Here is a 16,733-nt window from a genome sequence, read left to right as displayed (position 1 = left end):
TCCTCAGTTCGACTTCACTTTGCTGCCCATTAAGCGTGCCTGATTTCCCAGATGAAGCTGGCTGCCATTGCAGCTCATATTCATTTCGCTACCTGCGGACAACACCATCTTGCGTCCGGCACTCATCGCAATATCCCCATCCGCTGTGATGCTGACTCCTTTGCTGCTGGCAATGTGAATGCCATCTTCATCATTCAGTTGAATATAAATGGCGCCATCCTTTCCAGTAATGACGATTTCATCCGGTGCAAGCCTGATTTCTTTGCCGGATGGCGTGCGGAATATTTTAACATCGGGATTACTTAGCTTATTGCGCCCGCTCGGTTCGGTATTCTGGCGTATTGCACCGGCAGCAATGCCCTCCTCTTCCTTCTTTCCAGGGAAAAAAACGGCCACCGGGTCGCCAATCTCCGGCATGACGTACCATCCGGTGCTGCCTTCCGCTGAATAAACGGTTGAATATCGGAACCAGCGCGCTTCTTCCTTCTTTTGCTCATGATCGCACTCAAAGTGGACTCTTACCATGTCCCCTGCCACATCAATCACTGTTCCGCGAATGGAAGCACCTATCAAACGCTCATGGCTATACTCCTTCTGCCGCAATCCATTGTGAGAGCAGAGTACATATCGATGTTTCAGCATGCTGCCCTGCATCGTCGTGTGGGCTTCGCGCACGAAGAGACTTTTACCTTGAAATTGAATATGATTGCCTAAGTCGAACACCTCATCCGTTTCGACGTCATATGTAATAAAATCGTTCTCGCCGACTGGCGCGGCTTCATTTTCTATGAAATATCGGAATGGCGTCATTCGCTTGCTAACGGTATAATTCATTTGCTCGAATTGGATCATTCTTGAACCTTCTGGTACACCAAAGTAGATCTTGGGATCATCGAATTGAGCGGCTGGAACTAGACTGGTATGGTATCGAGATGCCATTCTCCGTAAAAACGCCCAATCCGTCTCCTCATACTGCAAAGCCATTCGCTGCAGTTTAGCCCCAGCGGTAGCCTCATCCATGACGTCAAGACCCGGGTACTCCTTGCCTATCTGTTCGAGCAGCTGGGGAATCGTCATCTTCACATTCTGGAATGATCTCGTCCTCGTCTTCACATCCATGATGTAGGTATGCGATATCGCCTCCACTTTCAAGTAGTGAACTGCCTGCACGACCTGGATCTCGATGGAGAGCACAATACCACGAAACAGCGGTTTGCTCCTACCGTTCGCATCGATTTGATTCAATTCAATAGGGGTGTCTGCATCGGTCATATCCACATAAAGCTTGCTATTTTCCTCAGACACAATCCCCGTGAAGCGCAGCCGCGCATGCTCATTGAGCTGCTTTATCAGGGTCAGTTCCTGCAGGTGAACTAATTGGTACGGGTGAATGTTCAAATTCTCATAAGTAAGACTCACGCAGCTTCTCCCCTTTCTTACCGCCTACGTATTGTATCGTCCGCATCATCGCATGGATCACTGGTTTCCAGTTCCGCATGTCCATTGAACTGCAAGAGAAAGAAACGAGTAGTACGCTCCCTTCCAGCTCCTTGAACATCATATAATAGTACAGTGCACCCTCTAATGCGGAAGTGATGAATTCGCAATATCCTGCGCGCCCGTCTCCTTCCGTATCCATCATGCCTTCATCGATCCATGATCGGATAGGCTGTACCGAACGAAGCATCCGAGCCATCGTCTCCGTATAAACAGCAAGCCCTTCCTCTTCAATTGGCTCCCCCGTGTGGTTGAACGCGAAGTTCACGGTACCTTCGTGGTTCGTATAGATTATGGAAGGACGATATACCGAAGGATACTTGATCTCAGCCTCTTGCTGGGTCATGAGTCGCCAAATTTTCGGCATCCTCACATGAATCTTGTCATCTAACAATGTCCGATCCGTTAGCGGAATCATTTGTCCGTTAACTCTTATCAGTGGATAATGGAGATCGATAGAGGCTGGCTCGGCATGCCCCTCTCTTTCGCCGTCCTCTTTCCGTATTTCAACGTCAAACCTCCGTCTCTCTTCCTCCTGCTCCATCATCATCGTCAGGATTTTCTCATCCAAATGCTGCACAAAGCCTACCTCCTTTATCCTGGGCTCTTTCAGAAGTCCCGGGTATTGGCGCCAGAACAATCGGAACAGACCACCTATTATGGATATTTATTCCTATCGTATTATAACGGCAAGAATACAATCTAATTTGAGAGAAATGGAACAATAGTTGTCAATATTTCTAAAAATGTAAATAATCAGATGATACCCGATATAACATAAATGCAAAAAATTCGAAGGAAAAAACGGGGCAACAAGGACGTGTGCTGCTCATTGTGCAGCAACCTGTTTTCGCGGACATATATCGTGTTCTGGAACTATCGACCCTTTATTCAGGTTGGAGGCTGTGGAATAGCAGCAAAAACTAATCATTGGGTGACCTCTAATCAAAAAAAGGTTTGAAAAGCCATTTGGCTAATTCAAACCTCTTGCTTCTATACAACGCGACTCGCCGAAGCTCGCTTAATCTGCCTTTTGAATGTATCGATGAATTCGAATGCTAGAACCCAGCTTTAGGCAATTCCAATTTATCTGCTCGTTGGCTAATTAACCTGAGAAAGCGTTAATTTTTAGCGCCAACCTCATCATTGAAAATTCTTATAATTTATGGAACAAAAAGGCCGCAGATACGCGTTAAAGTGCTCCCTGTCAAATGGACAGTAAAAAAATAGATCATTTAGATCCCTCAGTTTGCTTTATACGGAAATGGGTGATCTTCGTTATGCAACTCGCCTATATTCGTTATTACCGTACTATGCTGTTTCCGGCAATCATTTGATTTACAGTTCGCAACGCTGAAGAAATCGCACCTTCAATCCAACCGGGAAAAAGACTTGTATGATCGCCAGCAAAGTAAATTCTACCTTGTTCGGCAGACAGTGTTGGGAGCATTCGAATCATCTGTTTCGGCTTATACCAAGCATAGGCACCTCGAGAGTAAGGATGATGATCCCAAGAAAAGACCGTCCCACCTTCATAATTAGACGACAATTCAGGAAGCACCTGTTTGAATTCTGATACAACTGAATTAAAATTACCGGCTCTGGAGATTTCCCGCGCCGATTCACCGGAGGAGTACGAACAAATCAACCCTCTCCTTGATGTCGTTTGAGCGAATGTAGCATCAAGCAACCACCCAATTTTCAGATCCGTATTTACTGTTGTAAAGGAACTTAAGTTGTTCCAGAATCTAGTTCTGCTTTGTATGACGGTACGCGTAACGGAAGTTGAAAGTTGATTTTGAATGACATCATTTTTTCCTTTGCTAAGCGGCGGAGAAAAATGAATTGTACGCAAGACTGTAGAGGGAATGGCTACTATGACCCGATCGCAGCAGATCGTGAAAACCTCGCCGGAATGATTAAATCGGATAGTGACTCCTTTAATACTCTGTTCAATATGCGTGACAGCACATCCATAACTGATATTGGAGCCAATTGTAAGGGCAAGCTTTTTCGGTAGTTGATCCATTCCACCTACTATCGTTTTTGAACTTCTTTCGGAACCGGCCATTTTTAAATCAAGCAACCGCTGTAATGCAGATACTTTGCGAATACCATCTCCTAACATCTGCATATATCCGATTTCAAACAGCTTAATCGCACCCGAAGATGCTCCTTGACCTCTAAGATATTCTTCCATTGTCATTGAATCGAGCTGTACCGCTTGTTTTGTGGGCCAGCCCGGCAAAAAAGGATTGCCCGTCGCATTAAGCCCCGGCGTGAGATACTTTTCCAACATTCCCGCATATCCTAAAATTCTTTCCTCGGCTGTAAGTGAAACAGGCCATAATGCAGGTTCATCCGGAGAATCTATTATGAATCTCCCGCCGATATAGGACAAACTTTTATTGGGGACTGGTAAATTTATCAATTGAACACCGGCTTGCTGGGCATAACTCAATGTGAGAAAATGATGCTCGCCAATGAATGCAGCCCCGATTTCACAAAACAATCCGTCGGCAAATGGATCCCGCATCGTGTATATGCGACCACCCGGTTGGCTATTGGCCTCTAATAAATGCACGTTATATCCTTGTTTCATAAGCTCCAAAGCGCATACCAACCCTGCCATCCCTGCCCCAATAACTACAATTCGCTCAGGAAAACGACCTAATGCCATAAAATCCGATTCCTCCAAATATTACTTTTATGTACATCATGTGTGTTTGTGACCCAATTAGTTCCTGTGCACTTCTTAATTTTTCTATGTTGTCCGTTACTTCAGTAAAAAAAGGAATAGCTGCCGGCCCGCGGCATTCTGCTCCCTTATTTTGAACTATCTTGGTCCCGATAGCTTAACAAACTGATGTAGGGTTATTTCCTAGACGTAAACGACCCCTAATACGAATGGTAAAGCTGCTACAGATGTTATGGCATTTTTAGTAAGCAACTTCCCGGCGACGATGTTTCCTATTATACTTGCACCACCGAATATGAGTAACATGAAACTAATCGTTTTCCCGGGTAAAATTCAAAGGTGAGATTGATCGAGAAAGCGGAAGAAATGCCGGATTTAAGTGAGGATGTTATGTTGCAATATGCCGGTACCGCTTATGTAGGGATAGTTGAATGGTGGATTAGAAATGAAATGCCGTATCCCCCGCAAATCATGGCCAAACAAGTTGGAACCTTATTGGAGAGAAGTCTATAGAACATTACTGGTTCATTTGTCATACAGATATGGTTAAAAACAAAAATAGCCGCAGCTACGCGGCTATTTAGCGTGTATGTTAAAAACCCTATGAGCCGGCTGTGTTGAGTCAGCCCCTCCCCCTTTTTAGTAAAATACGATGCTACCAGGTTAATGAATACTTTTATAAATGCTTTTAAATTCTTGAACAAAATCAATCGGCAGCATAGGATCCTCAGAAGCGGCTACTCGTTGAAGCTCTTTTAACCTGTTCATTGATTCTTCATCCAAATTTGACACATCGTTCGCTTGATGAATATAAATATACTGCAATACATGACGAAGTTTAATAGAATCTTGTAAATACACTATATCTTCTTCTTGGACTGTATTTTCCTTCAGATATCCTTTCATAAAATGGCGGAAAAACAATTTATAATATTCCGTTTTATTTTCAAATTCCTTAAACGGATAAAAAAGTGCGTAATACAACGTAATCCCAATATCGTTTACGAAATACGTATAACCGCAATCATCGAAATCGAACAAATATATGTCTCCGCTATGCAGATAAAAATTACTTTGATGAAAATCAGTATGAGTCAATCCGTATGTATCTTTGGACTTGGGCAGAGAAGTAAGTCTAGTTAATCTTTCTTTTAGAATTGAAATCATTACATCATCCGGTTGCAGGTATTTCTCCGCCTTTAATTGAACTTCTTGGTCCCAAGCATGTCGTTTAAACGCCGGATTACTCCATTCATAGCTCTTTGTGGCATGATGGATTTTCCCAAGAAATTCGCCCCATTTTTCGTAAAGCGATTCATTCCAATCTTCATCCGACACTTCTTTTCCAAGAGACATTTCGTATGAAATGGCTAGGAACGAACCATTTTCTGCAGCAATTTCTTCAACCATATTACCCCTGGTCGATGGAACAGCATTTGAAACCGCCAGTCCTTTATTCGACAAAAAATTTAAAAATTCAATTTCACCCCGTATATTATTTATTGATCTTCTAATGGTATGTGAGATTTTTAATATGAAAAATGCGTTGTTTTTCTGGTATTCATAAACAAAGCTTTCATAACCGCCCAATGAACGAACAGTGTCTTTATTAATGTCATATCGCTTTATTGCTTCGGTAAGGATTTCTTCGGTGAATTGCTCTTCAATTTCTCGTATCATTGTCTATACCCTTCTTTCATTCATAAGTGAAGTGGTTGCATAAATTTTCCAACCGTTTTGTTGTTTTTCTCATCTTACACTTTTTCATTCTGGGATTGCACAGGGAATTCCATAATCGCTGTTAGACCTCTTTGGTCCACACCACTTACAAGAACGAGGTGGCCGTGATGTGCCTTCGCAATCCTTGCCACCATCGGGAGCCCCAGACCGTGACCTTGCTGGGCAGGGCGCTTTCTCCTTGCAAAAAGTGCAATTCGGTAATCTCCGCCAATCGCTCTTGTGGGATTCCTCGCCCATTATCCCTTACGATAATACGATACTGGGAGCGGTCCTGGGATAGAGAGGTTTCTATTGTGATTTTGCAGCTCTGCGAGTTATGACGCACACTGTTCTGGACAAGATTGCTGATTGCCCGAAGCGGTAATTTCTCATCTCCATAGATCCGAACCGCTTCATCGGCTAGTTTTAATTCAATGTCATACCGGTCATCCAAACCATGATTCAAAAATTCCGTAACAACCTGTCTACCCAGAACCGATAGCCGGATGTACTTCAAATGCAACAGCTGCATCTCATATTCAAGCATAGAGACAAGATTCAGATCACTTACCAGTGAGCGCAGCTTCTCGCCTTGGCGCCGGATAATACCGGCCTGATGCCTCTGCTCCTCCGGCAATCTGGACTTAACCGTCCCCGGCGGAATGTCGATCATGTCGGCGATTTTATCATATGTGTAGCCGTAATAATGCTTGAGCATAATTGGCAGCCGCCATTCGTACCCGAGCCTGGACAAAGTCTGCATCGCATCAGTCCATTCCTCCTGCTGAGCTTTCAGCTGCCACTAGTCGCCTTACGGCTTCTGTTTCTTAGTAAAAATTAAATTAATCGATTTTACGAGATGTGTCACATTTCGTAAATCGTGATGATTACAAACAAAAGGAGCCTCACTGGCTCCTTTTGTTCTACGAGCATTAAAACATCCCCGTTTGGGGATGTAATAATTTTTTGCGGTCTTCAATACCTTGGTTATAAATTCAATATTGTAGCAAGATCAATTGTTGTGCTCCCTATCCTTTCAACTATTCATTCTTCTGCTTTGCTACTTGCATACCGCCGATGATAAGCATGATAACCCCAATTACTGCCAGAATAATCCGAACTAAGAATGGACTCAATGAAAACACAGTTTCACCTTGCCAGTACAATCCGAACAAACTTTCATTCAGCCCCACTATCGCCAATAAGGGCTTAAGAAACAAACTCAGCGCTAATAATAATATCCCCCAAATAACATTGCTGTTCATTGATTCAAAACCTCTTTTCCAATTAAGATAAATGAGGATCAGTTCAGCATTTGCCTTTCTAGAATTTTATCCGTTATTCTCAAAGTTTGCTTGATAATATCCCACAACAGGTCCATAATTCTCTGTAATAAAAAAGTGTGCACCCTCTACCGTATGAAAGGCCGCTGCCCCACCTGCATAATATCCCCACTCGCACAGCACTGTGGTCGTTGCGGCATTCGCTCCTTACCTCATAACGGCGTGCAAAAATTGCTTGTCTGGCAATCGATGAATTGAAGTTTGGTTATGCATATTTTGCGGTGCGTTATGCCCGCTAAAAAAATATGTTGCGGCTTATGAACACCGTTCTCGATTGACTTGTAATACGTTTCAAACGTAAGTACGTTTCAAACATTTCTTTCGAATCGACCATAACGTTTCGCCCAGCTCGATGAACTTTTGATTACTTTTCGTCAAGTACCAATAGTCCAGTTGTTGTCCAGTAAAATACGAAGTTTCAATTTCAGCCCATTCATTTTCTTTGCCTGGAACATACCATACCAGCTAAATTTTCAATAGGTAAAGCTAAGTTGTGCAAATGAATACCTGCCCTGTTTTTTGGCTCATTAGTGCATGTTTTAAGCGGTAGCTCTTGCCCTCTGGTCATCGGTGAATATCGAGCACCATTTGGAGAACCCCAGATTCGATGTCAGGATCTGACTTCGGCGCTCGCTGGAGGCAATCACCTGAAAGAGTAGCTGCGTTCCCTTGCGGCCAATCGGCAGATAGCCCCCACTTCATCGTCCGTTAAAGCGAACCGGTACATACTCCAATTTGGTAAGAACCATGAGTCATAGATTCTAAATAAAATGGAGTTGATTTCGAAACGAAATGAAAAAACCAGATGAAAATTCGCTTTCAGATGAATCGCTTGATGCAGAAACGACTCGTTTGGCCCGTCTGATCCACACCTATACTCCATTTGACGGCACCTTTAGCCAGTGCATTCCCGGTTTGAACGTCAGCCGTTATTCAAAAGTAAATATCGACTACGTAAGAACCTTCAATTCACCCTCTCTGTTATTCGTTGCACAAGGTGTAAAGGTTGCCACCGTGGGGCAGGAGATCTATCAGTTTGGCCGGTCACATATGCTTATGTTCCCTGTGGCTCTACCGATCGCTGCGAAGACCACACAAGCTAGCCCTTTTGAACCTTTTCTGAGTGTAAAGCTGAACCTTGACCCACAAAGGATTGCTGAGTTAGCACTGAAAGTGTATCCCCAGGGACTGCCTGCCATTGGGGAAAGACGCGCAGCTTATGTCATTAGCGCCCGTTTGGGTATGATCAAAGCTTTATCGAGGCTTCTGGAATGTCTCTCCAATCCTGTTGAAGCTAGAAAGAAGACATCTATCCTCAATATGGAGACAGATGTCTTCTTTCTGGTATCCAATTAGGTCATTTACATCAGCTTATCGCTCTCGGTTCTTCTTTCGTCCCTGCTCAGCCACTGTACATGAGATGCATAAAACACTCCACCATCACCTTCCCGAAATCACCCATTGTCTTATATGCTGGCCAAATAACATTCAGGCAAGCAAGTTCTGTGTCCATCAGCAGTTAGAACCCTTATCAACCACCGACAAACCATATTAGTTTTTGTCTTTTTCGGCAAACGATATATGTTCTTGTCGTCGGGTTTTGACAAGAACATATATCGTTTAAACAAAAAAAGCCGCAGTTACGCAGCTATAAAGCGTGTATGTTCTTGTCGTCTTACATGGTTTTAATCTTTTTCGTGCCAGTCACCCGCGTGGATGAGGTTTGTTTGATCGTCAAAAAATTCGGGTGCATTCCCGCCGATCCAGCCTGCCCGATGTTCGTCCGATAAGGACGGTTCAGCATAATAAGGAATGCACTCTGTTCTCCGGCCTAAAATATTCATCTGATTTTCCATTGTCATTTTACAACTCTCCCTCAAGAAACTTCATGAGGTGCAATTCAGGCTGCGCGAGAAACTCTGAAAAACTGCATAAATCAGCATAGGTCTGGTGTTCCACGTCATAACAGCCTATCCGGCCTTTATTCTTCGGGTTCCAAACCAACTGCAGGTCAGAGTAATTGTCGATGTCGGCGGAAAGACGCAGCAGCTTTTGCCTGCCGACTTTCATCTCAATCGTATCGGTCAATGCAAAAAAATCGATATACCCGATTTCATATTCATTTGGCGCCAGCTCAAGGCGCAGCTGATCTCCTGTAAGATAGCTGACCAGTTCATCGGGTAATTTATATTTTTTAAGCTCGTATTTCTTGTTCTCCGCATGATGAAATTCAGCCGGTTCCAGCGATTTCAAATAATCCGCCATGACCGTATCCTTATTGCTGACCGCAATCGTATACGGCCGATCGCCGTCTTTTTCCGCTAGAGTAACATCCGCGCCGTGTTCAATCAAAAATTTGACCATGGCCATATTCCCCATCCGAGCAGCCACGGTTAACGGAGTCGCATGATAAGGATAAACCATATCCGGTTGATTATAATTGATGTCCACCCCTTGATCCAGCAAATACTTGAGTGTTTTCAGGTCATGGTCCGAGACGGCTTGACGCATGACGGCACCGCCGTGCAGCTTGATATCCAATCCCAGCTCATGAATAAGCGGAATGTTTTTTTTGTTGCCATAATAGGCTTCTGAATATGCGCCCGACCCCGTTTGATTGAGCTTGTCCATCTCGGCTCCTTGCGCTGCCATGAAACGGACGATGTCCTCCCCGCAATAGCGAACGGCTCTCAAAAAAGCCGGATTATGATGGACATTCAGGTTGACGCCGTGTTCTACCAGCAGCTTTATAACCTCCGTTTGCTGCGATACGAGCGCCAGATCTAACGGACTAAGTGTAATATGCTTACTAAGTAGGATCCCCTCCTCAATATCCCAGCCTGCTGCGATTGCAGCATCTAAAGCCGGAATGTTTCCCCTGTAAATATGCATCGCGATTTCCGGCAGCTCCTGGAACCTCCCGATATCTTTCAGGACGATCAATCGTACCACTCCTTATTCAATCTAAAGTCTCACCTTGTCCGGCTGCTTAGTGACTATCTTATCTTTCCATTATAAAGATCGATTGTCCTGAATCCACCTACTTTTTGCCTGATTTAATATCTTGAAAGGATACCCTTAACGACCGAAAGTCCAGAAACACTTAGGCATCCCGTTTACGGTAAAATACAATAGCTGCAGTAATTATGATCAGTGTCCATAACATTAATATCCCTGCCCCTTGCATTGGGGTAAGGACATTTATTTCATTAGGAGAAGGCCGCAAATACATATAAGATCCTGCCGTATCCGGAAAATACTTTTTAAACGCAGGCAGAAAATCTTCCGAAAATGGACTGACAACGTAATAATAACCAAGCAGGACCACTAAAGCTGGAGTGGTTCGTCTTATTAAAGCTCCCACAGCTGCACTGAGAAGTGCGGTGAATGTTAGAAAGCCGGTCGCGCCTACCAATGCTTTTATCATGGTGTCTATTTCAAACCCTACCGCCGTGTCTCTCATCCTAAGAAAAGTATATAACACGCCGGATGCAGCAATAATAAAAGCCGCCGGAATGGTTATTGCCGCCAATGCAAAATGCTTTATGGATAATTGATACCCGCGCCAAGGCATCGTAGTTAACGTCGTTCGAATCTGTCCACCGGCATACTCCGAACAAGTAGCTAAGATCCCGAGAATAACGAATCCTGCTTGTAGATATCCCATAGAAGCGAGACCTGTATCCAGCACACTTTGCGTCCCCGCTTCCCCTTGCAGGCCAACCGAAGTAAAAGCTGCGGCTAAAACCAAATTAAGAATGAATGTGCCCATAAGTGTGAGCCATGTCCATGGTAATGTTACTAATTTGTCCAGTTCAGCACCAAGGATTAATGTTATCTTTTTACTAGAAGGGACACTCATGCTGCAACGTCCCTCCTATGGAATACAATAGCTGCAACGATGAAAAGAACGACTGCCCAAGCAAACATGACTAAACCGCCTGTGAACGGGGTGAGAAATCTGTCGCTCGTAAACATGAACATTTCAAGTCCAGCCCGATCCGGTAAGTATAACGCCAACTTTGTAACCTTAGAAAGCAGGAAACTAAATGAAACAAGGGATGTATTTATAATAAGCACAGCAAGCGGGATCATGCCGCTCTTTGTTAGAACAGTCATCCCTAATGCTAGAAGAGCAGTAAATGTCCAGTAAAAAACTGCACCGATCAGTCTAGACCATTCAAATGCAGGGGTGTATCCACCAAGAACAAGCTGCGTGGCTGACAAAGTGGTCATAATAGCAACAATACAAAGCAGTATGCTGATCACTGTCACAGCGCCTGCTTTTGCCAGCAAAAAATGAAGCCGGGATGAAACAACCGTTAAACTTGTTGTAATCTGTTGTCCCCCACCAGATTCACTGCTCTCTGTCAAATACTCACTGCTGACGGCAAGAACACCAAGAATAATGACCCCTTGCACACCAAGACCTAACCCAATGTAGCCGACTTCCGATAGCCGTGTGCTAACTCCAGCTATAATCTCTTCTTTTTGCGCTATACTGTCCAAGGCGGCAATGACCGCTGGGGCAACGGCTCCAATAACAAAGGCAAGCCAAATGCCCGGCAGGGAGAACAATTTGGATAGTTCCGCGTTGAATGCCCTCATACTGCGTCACCTGTTTTGTCAGATGTCAGGGCAAAAAAAGCTTCCTCCAACGTGGAATGGTTGCCTATGACTTCATCCAATGTTCCATCTGCAACGATTTTTCCATGATTAATGATGACCACATCATCAACCGTCTCTGCAAGCTCGCCTATGTGATGACTGGATAGCAGCACCGTGTTACCAGACGCAGCCCGTTCACGTAAAAATGTCCGAATGAAGCGAATACCTTCCGGGTCGAGCCCGTTTACGGGTTCATCTAAAACCAATATTTGAGGATCACCCAATAGCGCAGCCGCCATTCCAAGTCTTCTCCCCATACCAAGCGAATACTTCCCGACTCTTTTGTCAGCTGCTTTAGTAAGACCTACGATTTCCAGAACTTCCTCGACACGTGAGCTAGGCAATCCTGCGGCACGGGCAATCCAACGTAAATGTGCCCGTCCTGTTCGCATACGATGGGCCCCGGATCCATCCAATGCAGCGCCTATTGTTGCTAAAGGATTATGTATTGCTGCGAATGGCTTGCCATGAATTAGCGCACTTCCTGAGGTGGCATGATCTAATCCAAGCAGGATGCGAAGCGTAGAACTTTTACCTGCCCCGTTTGGACCTAAAAAACCAGTTACTCTGCCTGGCCTTGCTTTAAAGCTGATACCTGATAAGATTTCCCCAGTTCCGCGATGTTTGACTAAGTTATTCATTTCAAGCAACCATAACACTTCCTTTCTGTTATGGTTCCAATTATAAAGAGGCAAAGTTACATCTCGGTTATCATGCTGTTTACTTCTGGGTTAACTTTAGGTTACGCTCTACCAATAGCTACTCTTGTTCCATTTTCATTTGATGTAAAGTCAGCTTTCAGCTTCATTTTTTTCAACATATAATTTGAAGTCGATAAACCAATTCCCGCTCCATGCTCATAGGAGGAGTTATCCATTCCCGGACCTCTGTCTGCAACAATGATCCGTTCTTTTTCTACATCAACCACGATGTTTGCGTATTTCCCCTCTGCTGCATGGCGAAGAATATTTTGAAATAAATTATCCAGAACCCTTGCCATCCATTTAGGGTCTGCATCCCAATAAAAAGTTTCGTCTCCCGTTAAAACAACATCGAGCAGAATTTCTTTCTCTTCAAATGCAGGATACCACGCAGCAACAGATGCTCTGACTAAACGTACAATATCTGTTGAAGCGGGATGATAAGGATGTTTCCCTGATGTAAGCAATGTATAGGAAAGTAAATCATCCATGAGATCTCCGACTCGTGTAATCGTATGGTTGATCTCCGTTAACGAGTTTTGTCCTTCTAGACTTAAGGATTCGTGATTTAATCTGGTGACATGTCCTCTCAAAATGGTAAGCGGCGTTCGTAAGTCGTGGGATAAATTCGCAATGAGCCGATGTCGTAACAATTCCTCTTCGTATTCTCGCTTGCGGCTGTCTTCAAGCTGCTGAATCATCCAATTAAAAGAACTTCCCAACTGGTCTATTTCATCCATACGATCCGCTTGAACTGATACGGGTTTAGGAAATGAGTTGTTTTTAGCTGAAGATGACATGACATCCTGTAAGCGGGTGAGACGTTTGCGAAGTTTCAAGAAGAACAGCCAAGATAATATGACAAACGCGACCATAATAAAACCAAACAATAGCACGGAAACGTAAAACAGATTTAACGTATTTAGATCTTTTTCATGAATACCAGAAAATCCAAAAAAAGCGCTGAAGAAAATAAGCATAATGGGAGGAAAAAAGATAAATAGAAAATGTACTTTTAGAAAACGACGAAATAACGATCTTGTCTGTTTCATAGTTTCACCCGATAGCCTATTCCCTTCAACGTTTCAATAATTTCCGGGGAATCCGGATAACGTTCCAGCTTTTGACGCAGTCGATGGATATGCACCATTAATGTTTTATCGCCCGTTATATAAGCCTCTCCCCAAATAGCTTCATAAATTTGTTCTTTTGGTAAAACTTGATTCGGGTGCCGTAAAAAGTACATTAAGATTTGATGTTGTTTCCCTGTCAAAATAATTTCTTCTCCCGTGCGTTTGTCAAATACCATTTGGCCTTCCGGATCTACTTCAATCTCATTTCCTAATGAAATGCGTTCGGAATGGGTTCCACCACTTCGGCGGATTAATACTTCTATTCTTGCAACCAATTCATCCGTATGGAATGGTTTCGTTACATAATCATCAGCAAATTGTAAACCATCTACCTTATCATCGATCGATGTTCGAGCAGACAACAGCAAAATAGGGACAGCAGGAGCTGCTTTTTTTAACCGTTTTCCCACCGTAAATCCGTCTAAGCCGGGTAACATGATATCCAAAATAACAACTTCATGCTGATGTACTTCTTTTTCGGCTCCTTCGCCAGAAAGCAGCCACTGAACCGAAAATCCTCGCTTTTCCAATTCTTCTTTTAGCAGGCTGCCTATTTTCTCATTATCTTCAATATATAATACGCTTCTTTTCAAGTAGCATCCCTCTCTACATCGCATTAAAAAAAGCAGAGTCAGAACCAACGACATTCTCTTCCATGCTGGTTCATATATTATCATAATTTGTGAATGACGTGGCTCAGGTTGATAACGTTCTCCGTCGGAACACCTAATCGCAAAGGTCCTACACAATACCCCCAATTTTGTGTCAAATTCCCGCAATGGGGTCACATTTCTTCATTTTTTATGACACAAATCAAACCACATAAATAAAAAAAGCCCTAAGAATCAGGCTCGTAATGGGGTCACATTTCTCCGGTTTTGATTTAAATTCGGATTCTTTGTCATAGCTGTATTGTTTGCCGGGGAGTAGCTCCAACCGGTTCGATTCGACAAGTGTGTTTGTTCAATGCCAACCACTGCACCGCCAACCCGAACCTGGTTGATTTTACCGCTCTCGCTCAGGCGCAATCCTACCTTGATTTCAGAAGGATAATCCATCGAATACCCGAAAAGCCCAATTCCTTCGCTACGAGCTGCATTTCGGCAGCATCCAGCGAAAGGCCATCCTCCAAGACAACGCCTGCTGGATTACCGCCACGATCCCCTTTCGCAAACGCATTTAACGTATACACTTCCACATTCATGTTCCGATCGTCCTCTCCTTATCTTCGAAAAACCGATGTCGCAACCGCATGTCCCACTCGCTGCCATGAAACGGATGTCGGGGCTCCCGCGCAATTTGAAATCGTTCCGTTTCCGTAACATACGGATGATAATGTTTATTCAAGTCAATCTCTCCCGCTCCGTACGGCATTGCATTATGTTCACTACAGACGGCTTTCCCTGCCCATCAGTCTCCATATTCACCGTACCGTAGCAGTTAGCGTAATACTCCTTCGAAAGACCGAGATCCAGCTACTACAAATAAAGCAATCTTCTTGGCGACTTCATCTTTGTTCGCGTTGACGCTACCTGTGGCCAATTGCAAGGCACCTTCATGAATGATTTGTGCAAAAATAGGCACAAACATGTTCTTTTCGTCATCGGTATACATTTGTTCCAAACTTTTCGACAAAAAAGCCTTCAATTCATTTAGTATTTTTTCTTGCATTTGAGGTAAGACAAAGCCACCATAGCTGCTGCGACATTCAATGTTCGGTTGTTGATAGAAATCAGATACCGCTAAAATGAGTTGATGTATGCTATCCAGATCGAATTTCACAACACCTGAAGTATGCTTTTCGATAGAGGCTGAGGCGAAATCCCCCATAATAAAATCGATTAAATCGTATTTATCATTAAAGTGTGCATAGAATGTAGCCCGATTAACCTGTGCTCCCCTTGTTATATCCGCTATTGTAATTTTTTCAAAATCCTTTTTAGAAGCCAAATTGAAAAAAGCATTAATCAATGATTGTTTCGTTTGCGTCATTCGTATATTCCTTGCTTTTGTGGCCATTTCCTTCACCTCTAACCCAACAATTTATTATTCTTGTGGCTATAGCAACATTCGCACAGGGTTGTTGATTGTTGCATTAAGCCTTTGGCTGTATAGTTTTCATTAAAGCAACACATGTTTCTTTTAATATATCATAGATAAGGAGCTAACGAAAAATGAAAACTATTGTCATTGTTGGTGCAGGTCTTGGATTAGGTTTGTCTCTAGGGAAAAAATTTGGAAAGAATGGTTTTAGGGTCGTGGCCATTGCACGTAATCCTGAGAAATTAGCCATTTTCGAGAGTGAACTTAGAAAACTAAATATTGAAACGCAGTCTTTTGTAGCGGATATTACGGACCTAGCTGCTTTAAAACAAGCCATTCAAGCAGCTAAAAAAGAGTTTGGTTCGATTGATGTACTAGAATTTAGCCCCTATGCCAGGGAGGATAAGTTCACACACGTGCTGGAAACTACGCCTCAAAGTGTATTAGATATTATGAAGAGCTATTTGCTGGCGGGCGTTCTTTCCGTTAATGAGGTTCTACCGGATATGATAAATAACGGTTCTGGTGCAATTTTATTTACAACAGGCGTATCTACTATGTTCCCTATACCTTATGCCGGGAATGCCGGAATCGTTGGGGCTGGTATTCGTAATTATGCCGCAAACCTGCACAATGAGTTGAAAGAAAAAGGTGTGTTTGTCGGACATCTTTCAATCGGAGCCATGATTCAACCCGGAACAGCAGGGGACCCGGATGTTATTGCTGAAGCTTGGTATAATTTCTATGAGAAAAAGGACCACTTTGAAGAAATATTCCCTCCAGGGCTTGATCCAACTACAATTCTTGGCGAAAATTAATACGAAAGAGATAAGACAACTATCATTTCATAGTTGTCTTATCTCTTTTAATGCCTGGAGCAATCTCTAATCGACAATCGGAACATCTTCTAGTCCCTCGCGACAGGACTGTC

17 protein-coding genes and 3 pseudogenes are annotated in these 16,733 nt (G+C 43.4%); 3 read left to right on the top strand and 17 right to left on the bottom strand.

Going from position 1 to position 16,733, the window contains the following annotated elements:
- Positions 1 to 3 precede the first annotated feature (3 nt).
- The 4 genes and pseudogenes from GQY55_RS12820 to GQY55_RS31365 all read right to left on the bottom strand — a co-directional run.
- Complete coding sequence (locus GQY55_RS12820; RefSeq protein WP_160041889.1) at positions 4 to 1,419, bottom strand: phage baseplate assembly protein V; 1,416 nt, start codon at positions 1,417 to 1,419, stop codon at positions 4 to 6.
- Positions 1,403 to 2,077, bottom strand: coding sequence for a hypothetical protein (locus GQY55_RS12815; protein ID WP_160041887.1), 675 nt, complete (start codon positions 2,075 to 2,077; stop codon positions 1,403 to 1,405). The genes GQY55_RS12820 and GQY55_RS12815 overlap by 17 nt, the downstream gene beginning before the upstream one ends.
- A gap of 723 nt (positions 2,078 to 2,800) precedes the next feature.
- Positions 2,801 to 4,195: a flavin monoamine oxidase family protein gene (locus GQY55_RS12810; protein WP_328803736.1), complete on the bottom strand. Its 1,395-nt coding sequence runs from the start codon at positions 4,193 to 4,195 to the stop codon at positions 2,801 to 2,803.
- Positions 4,196 to 4,381: 186 nt separating this feature from the next.
- A pseudogene (locus GQY55_RS31365) lies at positions 4,382 to 4,513 on the bottom strand (MFS transporter); the annotation flags it as partial.
- A 14-nt stretch (positions 4,514 to 4,527) separates the two neighbouring features.
- Here GQY55_RS31365 and GQY55_RS12805 point away from each other — a divergent pair.
- Positions 4,528 to 4,708 (top strand): annotated as a pseudogene (locus GQY55_RS12805) (TetR-like C-terminal domain-containing protein); the annotation flags it as partial.
- A gap of 150 nt (positions 4,709 to 4,858) precedes the next feature.
- On the opposite strand, the gene GQY55_RS12800 reads toward GQY55_RS12805, so the two are convergent.
- From GQY55_RS12800 to GQY55_RS31945, 4 genes and pseudogenes are all read right to left on the bottom strand, one after another.
- Positions 4,859 to 5,875: a phosphotransferase enzyme family protein gene (locus tag GQY55_RS12800; RefSeq protein WP_160041883.1), complete on the bottom strand. Its 1,017-nt coding sequence runs from the start codon at positions 5,873 to 5,875 to the stop codon at positions 4,859 to 4,861.
- A gap of 74 nt (positions 5,876 to 5,949) precedes the next feature.
- Positions 5,950 to 6,551 (bottom strand): annotated as a pseudogene (locus GQY55_RS12795) (sensor histidine kinase); the annotation flags it as partial.
- Positions 6,552 to 6,954: 403 nt separating this feature from the next.
- Positions 6,955 to 7,179 carry a hypothetical protein gene (locus tag GQY55_RS12790; RefSeq protein WP_160041881.1) on the bottom strand — a complete coding sequence of 75 codons (225 nt, stop codon included), beginning with the start codon at positions 7,177 to 7,179 and terminating at the stop codon, positions 6,955 to 6,957.
- A 617-nt stretch (positions 7,180 to 7,796) separates the two neighbouring features.
- On the bottom strand, positions 7,797 to 7,937 hold the full coding sequence (locus GQY55_RS31945) for an ATP-binding protein (protein WP_373309156.1): 141 nt from the start codon (positions 7,935 to 7,937) through the stop codon (positions 7,797 to 7,799).
- A gap of 112 nt (positions 7,938 to 8,049) precedes the next feature.
- Here GQY55_RS31945 and GQY55_RS12780 point away from each other — a divergent pair, with 112 nt between their 5' ends.
- Entirely contained in the window at positions 8,050 to 8,613 is a 564-nt protein-coding gene (locus GQY55_RS12780; RefSeq protein ID WP_160041879.1) for an AraC family transcriptional regulator, read from the top strand.
- A 329-nt stretch (positions 8,614 to 8,942) separates the two neighbouring features.
- On the opposite strand, the gene GQY55_RS12775 is transcribed toward GQY55_RS12780, so the two are convergent.
- The 9 genes from GQY55_RS12775 to GQY55_RS12735 form a co-directional block, all read right to left on the bottom strand.
- Positions 8,943 to 9,119 carry a hypothetical protein gene (locus tag GQY55_RS12775; protein WP_160041877.1) on the bottom strand — a complete coding sequence of 59 codons (177 nt, stop codon included), beginning with the start codon at positions 9,117 to 9,119 and terminating at the stop codon, positions 8,943 to 8,945.
- A gap of 1 nt (position 9,120) precedes the next feature.
- Positions 9,121 to 10,200 carry an ankyrin repeat domain-containing protein gene (locus GQY55_RS12770; RefSeq protein WP_160041875.1) on the bottom strand — a complete coding sequence of 360 codons (1,080 nt, stop codon included), beginning with the start codon at positions 10,198 to 10,200 and terminating at the stop codon, positions 9,121 to 9,123.
- A gap of 160 nt (positions 10,201 to 10,360) precedes the next feature.
- Positions 10,361 to 11,119, bottom strand: a complete 759-nt coding sequence (locus GQY55_RS12765; protein WP_160041873.1) for an ABC transporter permease — start codon at positions 11,117 to 11,119, stop codon at positions 10,361 to 10,363.
- Positions 11,116 to 11,865: an ABC transporter permease gene (locus tag GQY55_RS12760; RefSeq protein WP_160041871.1), complete on the bottom strand. Its 750-nt coding sequence runs from the start codon at positions 11,863 to 11,865 to the stop codon at positions 11,116 to 11,118. Before GQY55_RS12760 ends, GQY55_RS12765 begins: the two co-directional genes overlap by 4 nt.
- Positions 11,862 to 12,566, bottom strand: a complete 705-nt coding sequence (locus tag GQY55_RS12755) for an ABC transporter ATP-binding protein (RefSeq protein WP_442953621.1) — start codon at positions 12,564 to 12,566, stop codon at positions 11,862 to 11,864. The genes GQY55_RS12760 and GQY55_RS12755 overlap by 4 nt, the downstream gene beginning before the upstream one ends.
- Positions 12,567 to 12,667: 101 nt before the next feature.
- Positions 12,668 to 13,606: a HAMP domain-containing sensor histidine kinase gene (locus GQY55_RS12750; RefSeq protein ID WP_236575584.1), complete on the bottom strand. Its 939-nt coding sequence runs from the start codon at positions 13,604 to 13,606 to the stop codon at positions 12,668 to 12,670.
- A 68-nt stretch (positions 13,607 to 13,674) separates the two neighbouring features.
- On the bottom strand, positions 13,675 to 14,352 hold the full coding sequence (locus GQY55_RS12745; RefSeq protein ID WP_160041865.1) for a response regulator transcription factor: 678 nt from the start codon (positions 14,350 to 14,352) through the stop codon (positions 13,675 to 13,677).
- Between the two features lie 437 nt (positions 14,353 to 14,789).
- On the bottom strand, positions 14,790 to 14,963 hold the full coding sequence (locus GQY55_RS12740; RefSeq protein ID WP_236575583.1) for a PhzF family phenazine biosynthesis protein: 174 nt from the start codon (positions 14,961 to 14,963) through the stop codon (positions 14,790 to 14,792).
- A 236-nt stretch (positions 14,964 to 15,199) separates the two neighbouring features.
- Positions 15,200 to 15,778 (bottom strand): TetR/AcrR family transcriptional regulator, encoded by a 579-nt coding sequence (locus GQY55_RS12735; RefSeq protein WP_160041863.1) that lies wholly within the window; start codon positions 15,776 to 15,778, stop codon positions 15,200 to 15,202.
- 155 nt (positions 15,779 to 15,933) lie between these two features.
- On the opposite strand from GQY55_RS12735, the gene GQY55_RS12730 reads away from it, so the two are divergent.
- On the top strand, positions 15,934 to 16,620 hold the full coding sequence (locus tag GQY55_RS12730) for an SDR family NAD(P)-dependent oxidoreductase (RefSeq protein WP_160041861.1): 687 nt from the start codon (positions 15,934 to 15,936) through the stop codon (positions 16,618 to 16,620).
- Positions 16,621 to 16,733: the final 113 nt, after the last annotated feature.

This window comes from Paenibacillus sp. USDA918EY, assembly GCF_009870825.1.
Taxonomy (GTDB): Bacteria; Bacillota; Bacilli; order Paenibacillales; family Paenibacillaceae; genus Paenibacillus_AQ; species Paenibacillus_AQ albilobatus.
This window is presented reverse-complemented; position numbering and strand designations above follow the sequence as displayed.